The sequence below is a fragment of the Chryseosolibacter histidinae genome (assembly GCF_018598225.1).
GTDB classification, from domain to species: Bacteria; Bacteroidota; Bacteroidia; order Cytophagales; family Cyclobacteriaceae; genus Chryseosolibacter; species Chryseosolibacter histidini.
Map to the genome: position 1 here is coordinate 119714 of NZ_JAHESF010000005.1, position 16588 is coordinate 136301.

General features: G+C 49.9%; 14 protein-coding genes. 9 read left to right on the forward strand and 5 right to left on the reverse strand.

Features of this window, described 5'->3' with window-relative positions:
* The first annotated feature begins 63 nt into the window (after positions 1-63).
* The 4 genes from KK083_RS06860 to KK083_RS06875 all read left to right on the forward strand — a co-directional run bounded on the left by KK083_RS06860 (position 64) and on the right by KK083_RS06875 (position 3206).
* On the forward strand, positions 64-576 hold the full coding sequence (locus KK083_RS06860) for a YfiR family protein (protein ID WP_254161865.1): 513 nt from the start codon (positions 64-66) through the stop codon (positions 574-576).
* 98 nt (positions 577-674) lie between these two features.
* Complete coding sequence (locus KK083_RS06865; RefSeq protein WP_254161866.1) at positions 675-1184, forward strand: YfiR family protein; 510 nt, start codon at positions 675-677, stop codon at positions 1182-1184.
* Between the two features lie 81 nt (positions 1185-1265).
* On the forward strand, positions 1266-2333 hold the full coding sequence (locus KK083_RS06870; RefSeq protein ID WP_254161867.1) for an ATP-binding protein: 1068 nt from the start codon (positions 1266-1268) through the stop codon (positions 2331-2333).
* A gap of 93 nt (positions 2334-2426) precedes the next feature.
* Positions 2427-3206, forward strand: a complete 780-nt coding sequence (locus KK083_RS06875; RefSeq protein ID WP_254161868.1) for an ABC transporter substrate-binding protein — start codon at positions 2427-2429, stop codon at positions 3204-3206.
* A 288-nt stretch (positions 3207-3494) separates the two neighbouring features.
* On the opposite strand, the gene KK083_RS06880 is transcribed toward KK083_RS06875, so the two are convergent.
* Positions 3495-4718, reverse strand: coding sequence for a 3-phosphoshikimate 1-carboxyvinyltransferase (locus tag KK083_RS06880; RefSeq protein ID WP_254161869.1), 1224 nt, complete (start codon positions 4716-4718; stop codon positions 3495-3497).
* A gap of 289 nt (positions 4719-5007) precedes the next feature.
* A complete protein-coding gene (gene aroB, locus KK083_RS06885; RefSeq protein WP_254161870.1) occupies positions 5008-6042 on the reverse strand; it encodes a 3-dehydroquinate synthase in 1035 nt (344 codons plus the stop codon).
* Between the two features lie 125 nt (positions 6043-6167).
* Here aroB and KK083_RS06890 point away from each other — a divergent pair, with 125 nt between their 5' ends.
* Positions 6168-7352 carry a proline dehydrogenase family protein gene (locus KK083_RS06890; RefSeq protein ID WP_254161871.1) on the forward strand — a complete coding sequence of 395 codons (1185 nt, stop codon included), beginning with the start codon at positions 6168-6170 and terminating at the stop codon, positions 7350-7352.
* A 62-nt stretch (positions 7353-7414) separates the two neighbouring features.
* Positions 7415-9145: a lysine--tRNA ligase gene (gene lysS / locus KK083_RS06895; RefSeq protein ID WP_254161872.1), complete on the forward strand. Its 1731-nt coding sequence runs from the start codon at positions 7415-7417 to the stop codon at positions 9143-9145.
* A gap of 111 nt (positions 9146-9256) precedes the next feature.
* On the opposite strand, the gene KK083_RS06900 is transcribed toward lysS, so the two are convergent.
* A complete protein-coding gene (locus tag KK083_RS06900) occupies positions 9257-11167 on the reverse strand; it encodes a hypothetical protein (RefSeq protein ID WP_254161873.1) in 1911 nt (636 codons plus the stop codon).
* A 295-nt stretch (positions 11168-11462) separates the two neighbouring features.
* On the opposite strand from KK083_RS06900, the gene mobA reads away from it, so the two are divergent.
* Positions 11463-12026 carry a molybdenum cofactor guanylyltransferase gene (gene mobA, locus KK083_RS06905; protein ID WP_254161874.1) on the forward strand — a complete coding sequence of 188 codons (564 nt, stop codon included), beginning with the start codon at positions 11463-11465 and terminating at the stop codon, positions 12024-12026.
* A 228-nt stretch (positions 12027-12254) separates the two neighbouring features.
* On the opposite strand, the gene KK083_RS06910 is transcribed toward mobA, so the two are convergent.
* Both KK083_RS06910 and cobA read right to left on the reverse strand, forming a co-directional pair.
* Entirely contained in the window at positions 12255-12722 is a 468-nt protein-coding gene (locus tag KK083_RS06910; RefSeq protein WP_254161875.1) for a nitrate reductase associated protein, read from the reverse strand.
* Between the two features lie 42 nt (positions 12723-12764).
* Entirely contained in the window at positions 12765-13547 is a 783-nt protein-coding gene (cobA, locus tag KK083_RS06915; protein WP_254161876.1) for a uroporphyrinogen-III C-methyltransferase, read from the reverse strand.
* A gap of 108 nt (positions 13548-13655) precedes the next feature.
* On the opposite strand from cobA, the gene nirB reads away from it, so the two are divergent.
* Both nirB and nirD read left to right on the forward strand, forming a co-directional pair.
* Positions 13656-16157: a nitrite reductase large subunit NirB gene (gene nirB / locus KK083_RS06920; RefSeq protein WP_254161877.1), complete on the forward strand. Its 2502-nt coding sequence runs from the start codon at positions 13656-13658 to the stop codon at positions 16155-16157.
* A gap of 12 nt (positions 16158-16169) precedes the next feature.
* A complete protein-coding gene (nirD, locus tag KK083_RS06925; protein ID WP_254161878.1) occupies positions 16170-16553 on the forward strand; it encodes a nitrite reductase small subunit NirD in 384 nt (127 codons plus the stop codon).
* Positions 16554-16588: the final 35 nt, after the last annotated feature.

The window sequence follows — 16588 nt, forward strand, 5'->3', positions numbered from 1 at the left end:
GCGGCCGGGAGACCTATTTTTGTATCAACAAAGACAAACAACACCCAAGAATTTTCTTTAGTTATGAAAAAATTTAAAGCTCTTTTGATCGCCGCGGTACTTGTGTCAGGAAGCGCGATCGCCCAGGACAGACCCATCCATGAAGTGTACTCGATGATGGTTTTCAATTTTACGAAATACGTTCAGTGGCCTGATCACACTGCCGCCGGAGAGTTCGTGATCGGCGTTGTTGGCAATGCAGATGTATATGCTACTTTGAATACGTGGTATGGCGGCAAACCCCGCGGTTCTAAAACGTATGTGATCAAGAAATTCAATTCTTCTGATGAAATAACAGATTGTCACGTGGTGTTCATCGACAAGTCGAAAAGCGGCGAGTTCGATGCCATCAACAACAAAGTGAAAGGTAAAGGAACGCTGGTGATCACCGACAAGAATGGTCTTGGTGAAAAAGGAAGCGGCATCAATTTCAAGACAATTGACAATAAACTGAAGTTCGAGCTGAACCAGAAAGCACTTGAGGCTTCTAACCTCAAGGTTTCAGGCGCACTCTCTTCAATGGCAATATTGATTTAATGGGTTGTTTGGAAGCCCCGGCCCCGAGAAATCGGGGTGGGGTTTTTTCCTTTTTTTATCGTAGAGATTGGCATACGTAGTAACTGTATATAATATCTATGAAGAAGACTGTCATTTTGTTGGCGATGACCGTACTGGCCATCGGGGTAAGGGCGCAGGAAAGACCTACTCATGAGATACATGCAGCGATGCTGTATAATTTTATTAAGTACGTCCAGTGGCCCAACGAGGCCGAAGCAGGCGACTTCGTGGTAGGGGTGATCGGTGACGAAAAGGTCTTCAACACCCTCAAACAATGGTATGACGGCAAGCCCAAAGGCAGCAAAAAATACGTGATCAGGATGCTTGGCGCCCCTACAGAAGCAGGCGATTGCCAGGTGGTTTACGTAGGAAAATCAAAGAACAAGGATTTCGAAAGTATAAAAACAAGTACAACGGGGAAATCAGTATTGACCATTACTGATGGAAATGGATTAGGGCAGAAAGGAAGTTGTATCAATTTTAAAGTAGTTGACGGTAAATTAAAATTTGAATTAAACCAGGCCACGGTTAACTCATCTAACCTCAAAGTTTCCGGGCAGCTCAGCAGCATGGCGATCATGATCTGATCGCCGCCTCGCGAAGTGGATTTTTTCTGCTAATCACCTCGGTCTCAGGGGTAATTATATTTAAACAGTTGGATTGTGTGTATGAAGGAGAATGACGGGATGTTTAAAGAACTGGTTGAAAACTCAGACGATATTTTGATTGTAACAGACGAGGATTTCAAGATCCGCTACATCTCATCGTCTGTAACACGGGCATTTGGCATCGAGCCCATGAAGCTCCTCGGCCAGAATATTTTCAATTTTATCAACGCTGAAAAAACTGGTAACTGGAAACGGTGCCTGAAAGATCCGGCGCAAGTGTCGTTCCATGACGAGATCTCGCTGAACGCCGGCAACGACAAAAGAAATTATTTCGATGTTGAGGTCTCCAATTTCCTCAACAAAGCGAGCATTCATGGACTGGTGCTCAAGCTTCATGATATCTCCAGCAAAAAGCTCAAGGAAGAAGCGCTCATCCGCTCCAATCAGCAGCTCGATCAGGTGATCTACAAAACTACACATGATCTCAAAGCGCCGCTCATGTCTGCGATGGGTCTCGTGAACATCGCCGAGAAAGCTGCACCTTCTGAAAAAGATAAATATCTCCGGCTGATCAGGAAGAGCCTCGTCAGGCTCGATTCGTTCATTGAAGAAATGAATGATTTTTTCAGGAACGAAAAGCTTGCGCTTCAACGGGAGAAGATTAATATTGCGACGTTATTGAACGACGAACTCGGAGACCTCAGATCCCTCTATGAGCCATCTAAAATTGATGTCCAGTTCGAAATTCACGGAAACAGTGAATTTTATTCTGATGGTATACGTTTAAGAACTGTAGTAGCGAACTTATTGTCTAACGCTATTAAGTACTACGATCCGGATAAAATTGAACCATTCGTAAAGATTTCTGTTTACATAAACGAAGAAATTTGCGAAATTCGCTTTGAAGATAATGGAATAGGAATCGAGCCACAGTACCAGGAGAAGATCTTCGACCTCTTCTTCAGAGCTACAGACCACGCTCAGGGAACAGGATTAGGATTGTTCATTGTCAAAGACACGATAGAAAAATTGAAAGGAGTGATTGTTGTCAATTCAACAGTGGGTCAAGGTTCAACCTTCACGATCCAGCTCCCCAATCAGATACACCAGCCGATCGAGGTTGGATAAGATATACGCGCAGGGCCACAGAGTTTTTATAGAGAGGGTCTTTTCTCTGTGTGCTCTGTGCGTTGTTTTTAAGCACTACCTTAATTCCGGAAAATGCCAGACCGGTCGTTTTTCGATCAGCTCGGAAATAAACTCACACTTCCCCGTCCGCCGCAACGGATCGTCTCACTCGTTCCTTCACAAACCGAATTGCTGCACCACCTCGGCCTCCACCAGCAGGTAGTTGGCATCACCAAATTCTGCGTCCATCCACACGAGTGGCTTAAAACCAAACAGATCATCGGTGGCACAAAACAATTTCACTTCGATGCCATTGAAGCGCTTCAGCCCGATCTCATCATCGGCAACAAGGAAGAGAATTATAAAGACGGCATTGAAAAGTTGCAGCAGCAATATCCTGTGTGGATGAGCGACATCACTTCCCTGAACGATGCCATTACCATGATCCGCTCCATCGGCGAGCTCACTTCTTCAGAAACGCGGGCGGCAGCGATCATCAGCAGCATTACCAGCGCATTTGCAACACTGAAGAAACACGACTCAAAAAGGGTGCTTTACCTGATCTGGCGAAAACCATGGATGGCCGCCGGGTCACAAACGTTTATCAATACCATGCTTGAAATGCTTGGCCTCGTAAACTGCCTGGCCGGCAAGCCGCGTTATCCCGAGATCACCAGCGATGAGATCGCCACGTTAAGACCTGACGTGATCCTGCTTTCCTCCGAACCTTATCCCTTCCAGGAAAAACATTACAACGAGATCCAACAGCTCGCACCCACCGCCCGCATCATGCTGGTTGATGGCGAAATGTTCTCCTGGTACGGAAGCCGGTTGATGTATGCTCCTGAGTATTTGAATAAGCTGGAATTCTGAAATGAGAGTTCACGCAAGCGTGAGAAATACCGGTTCACGCAAAGTGCGCAAAGTGCGCCAAGATTTTTTTAACCGCAGTGAACGCTGAGAAAAGCGCAAAGACCGCGGAGGTTTCTTTAGGCAAACCTTTGAAAGAGCGTCAGCGAACCCTTTGCGTTCTTCGGCACTATAAAATAACAGGTGAACGATGTTCTATTTACGCGCACTGCGAGACTTGCGTGCATTCCTCTGCGTTTTCTTTGCGTTCTTTGCGTTTTGCATTAAAGTGCCTCGCGTGAAATGCATTTATTAACGCACCTCTATTTGAAACCCGAAGCTCCTCACATCGTCCCAAAACCTCGGATACGACTTCCTCACCACACTCGGGTTCTCGATCTCCACATTCATCAGTGTTGCCAGTGGTGCGAAGGCCATGGCCATGCGGTGATCTTTGTAGGTTTGGAAACTTGCCGACGAGGGAAGCTTTGTTGAAGGCAACAAGGTCCAGTGTGTGGAGTCGTCTTCACGCAGGTCGGCGCCGATCTTTCGCAGCTCGTTTTGAAGCGCGGCGATGCGATCAGTTTCTTTGATGCGAAGACTTTCGAGTCCTGTGAAATTTCCTTTGATACCTTTTGCGGCACAGATCACGGCAACGGTTTGCGCCAGGTCAGGGCAGTGTGTGAAATCCCAGCTGATCTCTTTTGCACCGGATGCTTTCGTGAGCCTGAGCTCTCCGTTCACGAGCTCGGCCTTCACACCCAGGGCCGTCATGTCTGCGATGGCACGGTCACCCTGCAACGACTGAAGTGACAATCGTGGAAGGACCACGTCGGCTTCCTTGGCAAGCGCTACGAATGAGAACCAGTAGCTCGCGCCAGACCAGTCTGACTCAACAGTGAATTCTGCCGCGCGATAAGTTTGTGGCTTGATGGAGATCGTGTTGCCTGCAAATTCTGCCGTGGTGCCGAAATGCCTCATCAGTGACGCGGTCATTTCAATGTAGGGCCTGCTCCCGATCTTTCCTTCAAGTGTAAGGGTGAGTCCCTGTGGTAGCACTGGCGCCACCATCATCAACGCTGAAATGAACTGACTGCTCACATCTCCGCGGATGCTGATCGCGTTTGTCTTTTGAGAAGAGAAGCCATTGATCCTGATCGGCGGATAACCATCTTTCTCCAGGTACGCGATGTCAACTCCTAACGAACGTAAGGCGTTGACGAGGATGCCGATCGGGCGTTCCTTCATACGCGCGGTGCCGGTAAGGATCTTTTTCTGATTGGTGATAGAAAAGTAAGCAGTGAGAAAACGCATGGTAGTGCCCGCATCCTCTACATCGATCTCTGTTTCAGGAGAGTTTACGAGCCGCAACATTAGCTGCGTATCGTTGGCATCGGAAAGATTGTGCAATGCTGACTCGCTTTTTGCCAGCGCCTTCATGATGAGCACGCGGTTGGCGATACTTTTTGACGCAGGCAGGGCGGAGGCGGTGCCGCGCAGAGATGATTTTTGTGTGATGGATAACGTTGAGTTCAAAGCAAAAAGTTTATGCCGGGCAAATTACACGATCGAAAAGATTTTTTTAAAACGTGATGTAACATTTCCGTCGAAAAACAAGTTATTTGTACTATATGAGTACAACCAGCAAAATAGCAATTGGAGTAGGCTTGGCGTCTGGTGCTTTATTGGCAGCCTGGTTACTAACAGGCACTCGTAAGGAAAAGACCAAAAAGTTGATCACAAAAGGAACAGCACGCCTGAAGCAAACTCTCAAAACGGAACCGCGTGAACAGCGTGTCTTTGACGATTCAGAGGTACACTACGTTTAGGCCGAACGGTAAAATGAAAGAGCACTTTTTACCTCTTCTGCACTAATTTCACAATCCCAACGGGCTTTTCCCACACCTTCGAGAAGCACGCAGAGAATCCTATTCCCTTTATTTTTCTTGTCTTGCAACGCCAGCTGAATGATGGTGTCGTCATCCTTCACGTGAAGCGTAACCTTTCCAAACACCTGGAGAATGTAACGCGTAATCTCATCCAGTGATGTTTGCGATAACAGTCCGCGTTTATGAGCAATGTATGCTTCCGCGATAAGCCCCACAGCGATCGCTTCCCCGTGCAAAACCTTGTTGCCCGAGTTCAGCAGATGACTCTCTACAGCATGACCGATGGTATGGCCTGCGTTCAGGATCTTCCGGAGCCCTTTTTCTTTGGGATCTTCTGTTACCACATATGATTTGAAATCGACCGAATGCCGGGTCAGCTTTTCCCAATCCTGTTGCTCGAAGGCCCGTGACCTCACCTCGTTCCACATAGCCTCATCCGAGATCAGCGTATGTTTGATGATCTCCGCAAAACCTGACCGGAGCTCGGCTTTGGGCAGCGTCTTTAAAAACCCGCTGTGCAGCAGGGTGAAGACGGGTAACTGGAAAACGCCGATGTGGTTCTTGAAATGGTTGAAATCGATGCCCAGCTTTCCGCCGATGCTGGAATCCACCTGCGATAATAACGTGGTCGAGATCAGAATAAAGTCAATGCCGCGTTTATAGGTGGCAGCGCAAAAACCGCCCATATCTCCCAGCACACCACCCCCGATCACCACCATGGCCGAATGCCTGTCGAGCGCCTGGTCTGTCATGGCCTGCCAGATGTAGGCCGAGGTCTCCAGGTTCTTGTGCTCTTCGCCGCTTTTGACCGTGATCACCTCATGGGCGGGCAATGCCGGCGCCAGCAACGGATAGCAGTGGCGGAAGGTGTTCTCGTCCGTAAGCACGGCTAGTTTGCTGTATTTTTTCGCGTCCAGGAAGCTTTTCAGGTCTGCCGCCGGGGCTGACGAAAAAAGAATGTTATCGGGCATCCGTTTATCAAATAATAGGTTTGAAAGTTATCAAAAAACAACGCCTGTTTGCAATCTGGCGTAATTCTGGAAACGATTTCGCGGCCGAATAATTGCAATTTTTATATTTGCGCACCTTTTGCATTATGGAACCCGAGCCGAAAATCTCTTTTGAAGACACCGCGATAGCATTCTCTTACAAATCGAACGCTGAGCTGCGAAAAGCCAACTTCATCTTCTCAACCGTTAACCATCCCTGGATCTCAGCCGCCGCCACGGGAATGGTGAAATTCGCCCTCAACCTGCGACTACCGATCGAGGGGATCATTAAAAAAACCGTATTCGATCACTTTTGCGGAGGCGTAAGCATCGAAAAAAGCGATGCGGCCATAAACAAGCTCGGAGCTTTCGGGGTAGGCACCATCCTGGACTATTCCGTGGAAGGCGAAGAATCGGAAGAAGACTTCGATAAAACCCTGGCCGAGCTGCTGCGTACCATCGACAAAGCCAAAACCTCCAAACATATCCCGTTTTCCGTGTTCAAGGTCACGGGCCTGGCCTCCACCGCCCTGCTGGAGAAAGTTCAGCGCGGCGACAAGCTTTCAGACGAAGAGCAGACAGCCTACACCCGCGTGAAAGCCCGGGTCGATGCCATCTGCCGCAAAGCTTATGAGCATAAAGTACCTGTGCTGGTAGATGCCGAAGAGACCTGGATCCAGGAACCCATAGACGCCATGGCCGATGAGATGATGGCCAGATATAACAAGGAAAAGGCGATCGTCTTTAACACGTATCAGCTTTACCGCACAGAGACCCTGGCCAACCTCAGGCATGCCCATAAAAAAGCCCTCGACAATAATTATTTTCTCGGTGCCAAGCTGGTGCGCGGCGCCTATATGGAAAAAGAACGCGCGCGGGCAGAGAGCCAGGGATATCCCAGTCCCATCCAGCCCGACAAAGAAGCCACAGACAAGGCGTTCAACGACGGCCTGCTCTTCTGCATTCAGCATATAGATCGTGTCAGCCTCATGTGTGGCTCGCACAACGAGCAAAGCAATCACCTGCTGGTGAGGCTCATGGCCGAGAACGGGATCAAGGCCGACGACCCCCGCGTGTGGTTTGCCCAGCTTTATGGCATGAGCGATAACATTTCTTTCAACCTCGCCAAGGCAGGCTACAGAGTGGCCAAATATGTTCCTTATGGTCCCGTGAGGGCGGTGATGCCTTATCTTTTCAGGAGGGCAGCAGAAAATACATCCGTTGCGGGGCAGAGCAGCCGCGAATTGTTGCTCATCCGCAAGGAATTAAGGCGCAGAAGAGCCTCCAGATAGCCGTTCCGCATTTTTACCTCCGCTTTATTCCATTATTTTTGCCCCTGCAAAATTGAGAAACTATGGCGTTAAGCGAACAGGAAAGCATCCGCAGACAAAAGCTTCAGGAACTTGAAAAGTTGGGGATCAATCCTTATCCGGCAGAATTATTTGAGGTCAACGCTTCGGCTGCCGAAATCCTCGAGAATTACGAACGCCAGAAGAGTGACTATCGTCAGATCTCGATCGCTGGCCGTGTGATGAGCATGCGGATCCAGGGCTCTGCCGGTTTTGCGGAGATCCAGGATGAAACAGGCCGGATCCAGATCTACCTGAGAAGAGACGACCTGTGCCCGGGCGAGGATAAAACTTTGTACAACACCGTTGTTAAAAAGCTTACCGATATCGGAGACATTATCGGTATAAAAGGATATGGCTTTACAACACAAACAGGAGAAATATCCATTCACGTTACCGCATTCAAATTGTTGTCGAAGGCACTCAGACCGCTGCCGATCGTTAAACAAACAAAAGACGAGCAGGGTAACGTTGTGCTGCACGATGCTTTCAGCGATCCCGAGCAACGGTACCGTCAGCGTTATGTAGACCTGATTGTCAATCCTCAGGTACGCGATACATTCAGAAAGCGTACAAAGCTGGTCAATTCTATGCGGGAATATCTGAATGCCAAAGATTATCTCGAGGTGGAAACCCCCATTCTTCAACCGTTGTATGGCGGTGCAGCAGCGAGGCCGTTCAAAACGCATCACAATACACTCGACATGACGTTGTATTTGCGTATTGCGAATGAGTTGTATTTGAAACGATTGATCGTTGGCGGCTTCCCTGGCGTATACGAATTTTCGAAAGACTTCCGCAATGAAGGCATGTCGCGCTTTCACAATCCTGAGTTCACACAGATAGAGCTGTACGTTGCGTACAAGGACTACTACTGGATGATGGACCTGGTGGAGGAAATGATCGAAAAAGTGGCGCTAGACCTGCACGGCACCACCGAGGTGAAAGTAGGAGAGAACATCATCGACTTCCGCAGGCCGTGGAAACGGTTTACCATGTTCGAAGCCATTCAACATTTTACAGGCGTAGACATCTCGAATATGAACGAGCAGGAGCTGCGCGACACGTGCCGCAAGCTTCATGTGCCGATGGACGATACCATGGGCAAAGGCAAGCTGATCGACCAGATCTTCGGAGAGAAATGTGAGCCGAACCTGATCCAGCCTACATTCATTACTGATTATCCGATAGAGATGTCGCCGCTGGCCAAGAAGCACCGCAGCAAGCCGGGACTGGTAGAACGTTTCGAAGCCATTTGTAACCGTAAGGAGATCGCCAACTCGTTCTCCGAGCTGAACGACCCCATCGATCAGCGCCAGCGTTTCGAAGAGCAGCTCGAGCTCGGCAAACGCGGCGATGAAGAAGCGATGACCCTCGACGAAGATTTTCTGCGCGCCCTTGAATACGGAATGCCGCCTACCGCAGGGCTGGGCATCGGCATCGACAGGCTCTCCATGATCATGACCAACTCGGCTTCGATCCAGGATGTGCTGTTCTTCCCGCAGATGAAACCTGAAAAAGCATTTTCAGCAGCGCCCGAACAGGAGTTCGAGCAGGCTGGTGTGCGGGCAGACCTGGTACCCATACTGCAGAAGCTCGGCATCAACTCCATGGCCCAGATGAAAGAGATGAAAGCATCCAAGCTCTTCAACGACGTGTGCGGCATGCGCAAAAAGATGAAGCTTGAAAATGTTCAGAATCCCACCTTACAAGAGGTTGAAGGCTGGCTGAAGTAGTTGAAGGTACGAGGTACGTCCCGATAGCCATCGGGATACGAAGGACGATAGCTTCGAATTGCCTACTGCTCCCGATTTATCGGTCCCGATAGCTATCGGGATGCCTACTGCCTACTTTTTAAAACTGAGCTCGTATTCTAGTTTGTCTTTCGTGTTGATCTCAACCACGTAACATTCCTTGTGGCCACCCCGCGTTGAAATAACGTCGTTCAGTTTTTTTACTTTGGCGCCGGGTCCAATGCTGATGGTCATAGTGCCTTTCCCACTTTGCAGGATGATGCTGTTATCAGTGCAGCGGATAGCGTCGGCGTTATCGGCCAGCAACGGGAGAACTTCCGTGAAGGAGCCCTGGTGCAGTACTGTGACCTTGATCTTTTCAGGAAGGAACTCAATGGTCTTTGTTCCTGATCTCAGCGGATACTTCACGCCGATATTTCCTTTCGGCTGATTTTTTCCTTCCGCAGCTTCCCAGCGCTTTCCGTCAAGGGTGAAAGTTGCAGCAACGTCGCCTGCTTCATAAACCTGTTCACTTCCATCGGCCTTCGTGCCCCACGCCGCTACTGATGAGTTGGACTGTGATTGCAGCACGGCACCCGTTGCAGGATTCCAGATCAGTCCAAGGCCATATCGCTGCAGCGATGTCAGTATCGATCCTGAATTGAAGGCGACATAATACGCTGGCCGCCTCACAAACGTATACACTGTGTTGTTTCGGTTGTCTTTTCGCACTTCATTAAAGTTCTCGCGCCTCAGGTAGGGAAGGTTGCCCACGGATTTATTTTTCTCAGCGTTAGAAGGCAACCACATTGCCAGGTCGTTGTGCAGAAAGGCATAAGGCGAAAATGACCAGAACTGTCCTTGCCTGAGCTCATCCACCTGAGGATACTGGTTGCGCATCCGCTGATAGAGCTTCTCTGTGGCCGAAGCATATTCTTCTTTGCTCAAGGTAAAAGCGCGGGCAGCGGGAATAAATTCGGCTTGTGGTGTCCACCTTGCCGCTGAAGGATTTTCAAGCGTATCGGTTAGCACTGACCATTTTTGCTGACGTGTTTCCACTGCCTTGTTGATGTAGTAGCGCGATTCACCGGGTTCCTTTACAGCATTGTAAGTAAACCAGTCGTACCATTTTTCAGTTTTATCAACGATATAGTGCTGCAGCGGTGTACCTTTTACGTAATGCCAGGCCACGTGCAGATCGCTGTGGTGCGTGCTGAGATTGTATCCCCAATCCGGTCCGTTCTTTTCATAAAAGTAGCCGCATGGACTTTGAAACTCTTTCATGCTGGCATCCAGGCGCTGATGGAACAATTTTTCAATTTCCGCATCGGGATATTGCCGGAGATACATGAGCACACCGCCCCAGAGGTTTTCGTACTGGTTGGTGAAGTTGCGTCCGTGCTCCCAGGTTTTTGCGTCGGTGAAGCTGATGTAAAAAGCTTTGCGCAGTGCTTGTTGAGTACGCTTCATGATGGAGGGGTCGATGGCGGGCCCATCATGTAACAGGAAGAGTGCCCTGCCAACAAATTTGGTGGCGAAAGCGGTGGGCGCAAGACTCCATTGCTGGGGTGCATACTCGCTGAACCTGCCGTCGTCATTTTGCATGTTACACCAGAAGGTGAGCGCGGCTTCGAGCCGGGCTTTCAATGCCGGGTCTCCGTAATAGACATTCCATGGCCGCTGATGCGTATAGAACCACGCGAGGCTCAGAACACTTTCCATGATGCGCGCATTGTAAGGTTTGTTTACATCGGGCGTACGCCATACAACAATATCGATAAACCCCCTGTTAGGCCCTTTGGATACAACGCTGTTGGCTACTGCTGCAAAGTTTTTAAGATAATAAGGCACGTACCACTCCTCCTGCGTGAACAGGGACGGATCGATCGTAGCCAGATCGACAGTTCTTACCAATGGCAGATCGTCATGATTACCATCCTGGCTGTAAACCGGAAGCAGAAAAAAATGTGTGATCAGTGTGAGGAGCGCTGCCCGTAAAGCGGACTGTATAGAAGCACGTTTCATGAGAGGAGAATTAAGGTGAGTATTTTAATGATGGACGAAGCCTGGCCCTCCATTCCTGACAAGCTTTCTCTATTCACCCGAAGCATTACATATATGGATACTCCGCCTGATCTGCGGTCTGTAATGTTATATTCCTGACATGGCTTCGGCCTTGTTTTGCAGTGTTATGTTTCTCCTGAAATTTAAAACCATCTAGGTGAAAATAATACACTTCCAACCGGCCATCCGGAAACCGGCAACTGGCAACAATTTACTGTTCCATAAGTCTTACTTTTGCCAGAACACCGATCTAATTATGGACATCGCATCTAACCTTTACGGCCTCGTACTATCGGGCGGAAAAAGCAGCCGCATGGGTATGGACAAAGGATTGATCTCATACCATGGCAAACCGCAGCGTGAGCATTTGTTTGATCTGCTATCGCGATGTTGTGCCAGGGTCTTTACTTCATGCAATGCTGAACAGCAGGTCCCGGAAAACCTGAATCCCATCGTTGATCAATTCGATCTTCAAAGCCCGCTCAATGGCATCCTCACAGCTTTCAAAAAATTTCCGGATAAAGCGTGGCTTACCGTGGCGGTGGATATGCCCTACGTTGACGATCACGTACTCAATACACTGATCGCACATCGCGATAGCAATAAGGTTGCCACCTGTTTTTACAATGCATCTGAAAAACTTCCCGACCCGCTGCTCACCATCTGGGAACCTGCTGCTTATCCGCTGTTGCTGAAGTTCACCGAACAGGGAAGGATTAGTCCCAGGGATTTCCTCTCGACGCATCATGCTCACATGATCCATCCCCCTAACGACAAAACATTGTTAAACATCAACACTCCTGGTGACATCCCCCTGTAGTAGGATTATGGCCTTCATTCTGAACGGAGGATAATGTGCTGGTGGTGTGAGTGAAGAATTCCCGAATATCAATGCGCATTTACTTCGAGCGCATATCTTGCCATGCGCACTCCGCGTCATGGGGATGCTTCGCTACCCGACCGCCTTGCACACACGCCTCGCTCAGCATGACGGAACTGTCGATGATTTTCCCGCCCCTCCTTACTCCTGGCTCCTTACTCCTTTTCCTCAGTCCACCAACTCAAACTCCCTCATCGCTTTCGGGAAATTCTTGTTCTCGTGTCCAGGATAGCTGAGCTTGAGCAATGCGAACCGCTGCAGGTCACTGAGCTTCTGCCATTGCTGAAGGGAGATGGCCCAGTTGAATTCCTGGAGCTTCTCTTGTAAGGGGAAAGGAATTTCATCCAGCATCGACCACGCCGGATTTTCCATCACGGGCAATTCCGTAGCTGTGTTGCCGGTGCGTGTATAGATCAATTGTTGCAGGTAGTAGCGGTATTGGCTGATCTCCTCATCCGTTTCACAGGGAAGATTGGCTAGATTTTCCCGTTCGTGAACATTCATCCGGCTCCATTCGGCAAGCTTCAGTTTGATACCACATGCATCCAGCTTGAACCTGACGATCATGGGAATGCACCGCACATTGTTTTCAACGAAGTCTTCTTCGAAAAGGAAATAATTCTTCACAGCTACCATATTCGTACATATTTGGGTTATTCAATTCAGGTAAATAAAAGTTCAAAACCGATTACCGATCACCGCATACCGATTACCAGCTTCACCGGCTACCGCTTCCAGCACGCTTCTTTCATCTACCACCTTGCCGATCACGATCACCGCGGGCGAGACGATGCCATGGTCTTGCGCCAGTTGTACAATATCGGCAGGGGTGCCGGTAACGATCTTTTGTTGTGGCAACGTAGCCTCCTGGATCAGGGCCATAGGCTCGGCTGCCGAACGTTCTTTCATAAAGAGTGCAGCGATCTCCTTCAGGTGCGAGACGCCCATTAAAATGATCACGGTGGCAGAAGATCTCGCGGCAAGCTGAATATCGTGCGACATTTCACCTGACGACAATGTGCCGGTGATCACCCAGAAGCTTTCATTCACGCCCCGTTTCGTCAACGGTATGCCTGCTGCCGTGGGCGCTGCAATGGCGCTGGAAATACCGGGGATCACTTCCACTTCCACACCCGCGCGCATGGCGTATGTCAGCTCCTCATGCCCGCGCCCAAAAACATTCGGGTCGCCTCCCTTCAGCCTCACCACGTGTTCGTACCGCATGGCATAGAATACCAGCAGCCTGTTGATCTCTTCCTGGGCAAATTCCTTTTTGCCTTTTCGCTTGCCTACATAAACCAGCTTGCATCCCTGGGGAGCATAATCCAGCAGCGCTTTAGAAACCAATGCGTCGTAAAGGATCACACTGGCTTGCTGTATAACTTTCATGCCTTTGACCGAGATCAGCTCGGCATCTCCTGGCCCGGCACCAACAAGGGTCAACTTCCCGCTTCTTTTCATAATCGTAGATAGGTTACGTAGTAAATTTACGTAAATTTGACTTGACCGCTGAATATTTTTACGTATAATTACTTAAAAAATGGTCAAAACATACTTAAATCGTTTGCAATGAAGCGTGTAGTAGTCGTCGGAAATGGAATGGTAGGTTATAAGTTTTGCGAAAAACTACGTAACCGCACGTCAGATCATGAACTCATTATATATGGAGAAGAGCCGCGGCCTGCATATGACCGGGTACACCTCAGCAGCTACTTTTCCGGAAAGACCGCCGATGACTTGTTGATGGCGCCGGCATCATGGTACCAGGAGAACAATGTTACGCTGTTCACCGGTGAGCTGGTAACAGAAATTGACAGGAAGCACAAGACCATCAGAACCCATACCGGCAAAACCGACCACTACGATTACCTGGTGCTGGCCACTGGCTCCAGTGCATTTGTTCCCTCCATCGAAGGTGCAGAGCGCGATGGTGTTTTTGTTTACCGCACCATTGAAGACCTGAACCAGATCATGAGCTACGGCAAAAAGATCAAAAAAGCTGCCGTGATGGGTGGAGGACTGCTTGGCCTCGAAGCTGCTAAAGCGCTGATCGACCTGGGCCTGGAGACTCACGTGGTTGAATTTGCACAACGCCTCATGCCCCGCCAGCTTGACGATGCTGGTGCTGCGATCCTGGCATACAAACTTTCGCAGCTGGGCATCGCCATCAACACAGGAAAGAGCACTTCCAAGATCGAAGGTAACGGAAAGCTTGAAGCCCTTTATTTTACAGATGGCACTGTGTTGCCGGTAGAAATGCTGGTGATCTCTGCGGGTATCCGCCCCCGCGATGAAGTGGCAAAATCCTGCGGACTGAACGTTCATGCCCGCGGTGGTGTAATTGTCGACGACTCGCTGCGTACCAGTGATGAAAATATCTTTGCCATTGGCGAGGTGGCTGTCCATAACAATATGGTGTACGGACTTGTGGCGCCGGGCTATGACATGGCGGAGTGTGTGGTGCGCGAGATCGTGGGAGAGACTCCTAAATTGTTTACTGGATATGATATGTCTACCAAGCTCAAGCTGATCGGTGTGGACGTAGGCAGCTTTGGTGATGTTTTCGGAGACACTCCTGGTAGTATTCCCATCGCCTTCCAGGATAAACGCAACGGTGTTTATAAGCGCATCAACATCTCGGCCGATGGAAAATATCTGCTGGGTGGAATTTTGGTAGGCGATGCCGCGCAGTATAACCTCTTTCACCAGATGGTGGTGAACAAGATGCCCCTGCCCGCGCAACCGGAATCGCTCATCATCGGCACACCGGGAAAAGCGGCAGAAGGTGCCGGCGTAAAAAGTCTTCCGGGCACGGCGCAGATCTGCTCCTGCGAAAATGTGTGCAAGGACGACCTTGTGACGCAGATCACCGAAAAAGGTGTTAAGACCATTCAGGAGCTGAAGAAAAATACGAAAGCGTGTACAGGCTGCGGCGGATGTACACCCATGGTCAACGACATTCTGAAGATCACGCTTGAATCCATGGGCTTCAAGGTGAAGAAGAACCTCTGCGAGCACTTTGATTACACACGCCAGGAGCTGTACGATATCATTCGCGTGAAGGGTATCAAAGATTACGAAGCGCTGCTCAACAGCCACGGCAAAGGTGATGGCTGTGAGGTGTGCAAGCCTGCTGTGGCGTCGCTGCTGGCCAGCATCTGGAATGAGCTGATCTCGGAGCAGGACACCATTCAGGATACCAACGACCGCTTTCTGGCCAACATTCAGCGCGGCGGAACATACTCGGTGGTTCCGCGCATCGCAGGTGGCGAGATCACACCGGCCAAGCTCATGGCCATCGGCAGGATCGCTGAAAAATATAACCTCTATACGAAGATCACCGGGGGCCAGCGCATCGATATGTTCGGCGCGCGGGTAGACCAGCTCCCCGACATCTGGCAGGAGCTGATCGCCGAAGGTTTTGAAAGTGGTCACGCTTATGGCAAAGCGCTGCGTACCGTCAAAAGTTGTGTAGGCTCCACGTGGTGCCGCTTCGGTGTTCAGGACTCGGTTTCATTTGCCATCTTCGTCGAAGACCGTTACAAAGGCCTGCGCGCACCGCACAAGCTCAAAGGTGCCGTGTCAGGCTGCATCCGCGAATGCGCCGAAGCACAATCCAAAGACTTCGGCATCATCGCCACAGAAAAAGGATGGAACCTGTATGTCTGCGGAAACGGTGGATCACATCCCCAACACGCCAAATTGTTGGTGTCGGATGTTGACACGGATACCTGCGTGAAGCTGATAGACCGTTTCCTGATGTTCTACATCCGCACCGCCGATCCGCTCACCCGCACGGCAACCTGGCTCAACAAAATGGAAGGCGGCCTCGAATACCTGCGTGACGTGATCGTGAACGACTCGCTCGGCATCGGCGAAGACCTCGAAAAAGAAATGCAGGGCCTCATCGACAACTACCAGTGCGAATGGAAAAAAGTGGTGGAAACACCCGAGCTCCGCGCACGCTTCAGGCACTTTGTGAACGACGAGAGCGCAGACGAAACACTTTCATTTGTGGATATGCGCGGACAGAAATGCCCTCCCGATTGGAATACAAAAACTACCAGATAACGCAAGAAACGGATGGAACAATTGAACGAATTGAAGATCGCAACCACAGTGGAGACAGACAATCACACCTGGTTCAGGGCGGCACGTGTTGAAGATTTTCCGGCAAATGGTGGCGCCTGTGTGAAATATGGTGACCAGCAGATTGCTGTTTTTAACTTCACCAGACGCAACGAATGGTATGCCTGCCAGAATTTGTGTCCTCATAAAATGCAGATGGCCCTATCGCGCGGCATGATCGGCTCCCAAGAAGGCGAGCCCAAAGTTGCCTGCCCGTTCCATAAAAAAACTTTCTCTCTACGCAATGGCCAGTGCCTCAACGCCGAAGAGCAAAACATCACCGTATACCCGGTTAGGATCGAAAACGGCTTCGTTTACATCGGCGTCGCCAAACCCTAAACCTCCACCTGAAGGTGGAGGACACTAAAATGCCA

Excerpts from the sequence above, each read along its gene's own strand:
- KK083_RS06860 (WP_254161865.1), top strand. The coding sequence starts at position 64 with ATGAAAAAATTTAAAGCTCTTTTGATCGCCGCGGTACTTGTGTCAGGA.
- KK083_RS06865 (WP_254161866.1), top strand. The coding sequence starts at position 675 with ATGAAGAAGACTGTCATTTTGTTGGCGATGACCGTACTGGCCATCGGG.
- KK083_RS06870 (WP_254161867.1), top strand. The coding sequence starts at position 1,266 with ATGAAGGAGAATGACGGGATGTTTAAAGAACTGGTTGAAAACTCAGAC.
- KK083_RS06875 (WP_254161868.1), top strand. The coding sequence starts at position 2,427 with ATGCCAGACCGGTCGTTTTTCGATCAGCTCGGAAATAAACTCACACTT.
- aroB (WP_254161870.1), bottom strand. The coding sequence starts at position 6,042 with ATGCCCGATAACATTCTTTTTTCGTCAGCCCCGGCGGCAGACCTGAAA.
- KK083_RS06890 (WP_254161871.1), top strand. The coding sequence starts at position 6,168 with ATGGAACCCGAGCCGAAAATCTCTTTTGAAGACACCGCGATAGCATTC.
- lysS (WP_254161872.1), top strand. The coding sequence starts at position 7,415 with ATGGCGTTAAGCGAACAGGAAAGCATCCGCAGACAAAAGCTTCAGGAA.
- KK083_RS06900 (WP_254161873.1), bottom strand. The coding sequence starts at position 11,167 with ATGAAACGTGCTTCTATACAGTCCGCTTTACGGGCAGCGCTCCTCACA.
- mobA (WP_254161874.1), top strand. The coding sequence starts at position 11,463 with ATGGACATCGCATCTAACCTTTACGGCCTCGTACTATCGGGCGGAAAA.
- KK083_RS06910 (WP_254161875.1), bottom strand. The coding sequence starts at position 12,722 with ATGGTAGCTGTGAAGAATTATTTCCTTTTCGAAGAAGACTTCGTTGAA.
- cobA (WP_254161876.1), bottom strand. The coding sequence starts at position 13,547 with ATGAAAAGAAGCGGGAAGTTGACCCTTGTTGGTGCCGGGCCAGGAGAT.
- nirB (WP_254161877.1), top strand. The coding sequence starts at position 13,656 with ATGAAGCGTGTAGTAGTCGTCGGAAATGGAATGGTAGGTTATAAGTTT.
- nirD (WP_254161878.1), top strand. The coding sequence starts at position 16,170 with ATGGAACAATTGAACGAATTGAAGATCGCAACCACAGTGGAGACAGAC.